The organism is Kitasatospora phosalacinea (assembly GCF_000717185.1).
Lineage (GTDB): Bacteria > Actinomycetota > Actinomycetes > Streptomycetales > Streptomycetaceae > Kitasatospora > Kitasatospora phosalacinea_A.
In genome coordinates this window covers 1-1350 of the sequence record NZ_JNYE01000237.1, presented here as the reverse complement: position 1 = coordinate 1350, position 1350 = coordinate 1, and the positions used below count along the sequence as shown (strand labels likewise).

Genomic DNA, 1350 nt, shown 5'->3' with positions numbered 1-1350 from the left:
CGGATGCTCCTATGGATGTCAAGCGGCTTCGGTGAGGTCGCTTCGAGTGGTTGGCGGGTTTGTGCGAGTGGGGTGGATCGACCGCATCAGGGCGCGGTAGACCTCACGCGCAATGTGGCGTTTCAAGCAGCGCATGATGTCCTTCTTGGCGAGTCCTTGGGCGGTTCGCCGTTCCACGTAGGTGCGAGTGCGTTCGTCCCAGCGCATCCGGGACAGGACGATCGTGTGCAGGGCGTGGTTGGCGGCGCGGTCGCCGCCGCGGTTGAGCCGGTGGCGGTCGCGTCGTCCGGACGAGGCGGGTATCGGTGCGACGCCGCACAGGTGCGCGAAGGCGGCCTCGGAGTGCAGCCGGTCGGGGTTGTCCCCGGCGGTGGCCAGTAGCTGGCCGGCCACGTCCTGGCCGACGCCCTTGAGCGCCAGCAGGTCCGGCGCTGCCTGGGCGGTCAGCGCCTTGAGCTCGGCGTCCAGTTCCTCGCACTCGCCGGCGAGCGCCAGGATGCGCCTGCCCAAACGACGCAGGCCCGCCTTCACCGCCTGTGCCGGGTCGGCCAGGTCGTCACCGGGTCGCAGCCGGGCGCATGCCCCGGCCAGCGCGACAGCAGACAGCCCACGCAGTTGGGCACGCAGGCTCTCCGGCGCGGTGACCAGCAGTTGCCGGGCCTGGTTGACCGCCTGGGTGCGGGACTTGACGGCCGAGCGGCGCACGACCCGTAGGCTTCGGATGGCCTCCACGATGCCGTCGCGGCTCTTCGGTGTGCCGCTCGCCCGGCCGGAAGCCACCGCCTGCGCGGCGGCGTAGGCATCGATCGGGTCGGACTTGCCCTTCATCCGGCGCGTCCTGCGGTCCGGGCGGTCGACCTCGATGACGGTCAGCCCCGCCCGGCGCAGGGTCCGGGCCAGTTCGGCGCCGTAGGCGCCGGTGCCCTCCACCCCGACCGCGGCCACGGTGCCGAATGAGCGCAACCACGCCAGCAGCAGCCGGTATCCGGCGCCGGTGGCGGGGAACTCGTGGTCGGCGAGGTGGCGGCCGAGGCGGTCGATCACCGCCGCGTGGTGCGTCTGGCCATGGGTGTCCACGCCGCCTGTGACTTCCAGGGTCTGGTCCGTCATGCTGGTCACCGCCGTCCTCTCGCTGATCCCGGTGTGGCGGCACGCGCCGGCCGGGCGGGCGGACAAGACAGTGGCGGGGCTTCTGACCAAGCTCCTATAAGGTCACGGGCGCCCGTCCGGTCGCGTGCGGTGACCCCTCCGTGCGGGCCGACAAATCCGCTGGAGGACAGCCAGTCGGCGTCGGTCAGCCGGTGGGTCAGACCCGCCGGAGGAGCCACTACACATCCTCACTGTCAGCCG

At 71.8% G+C, this 1350-nt stretch carries 1 protein-coding gene; it reads right to left on the bottom strand.

All coding sequences use genetic code 11. The features are described 5' to 3' along the window. Positions 1-18 precede the first annotated feature (18 nt). Entirely contained in the window at positions 19-1110 is a 1092-nt protein-coding gene (locus OO57_RS37760) for an IS110 family transposase (RefSeq protein ID WP_033257435.1), read from the bottom strand. Between the last annotated feature and the right edge of the window lie 240 nt (positions 1111-1350).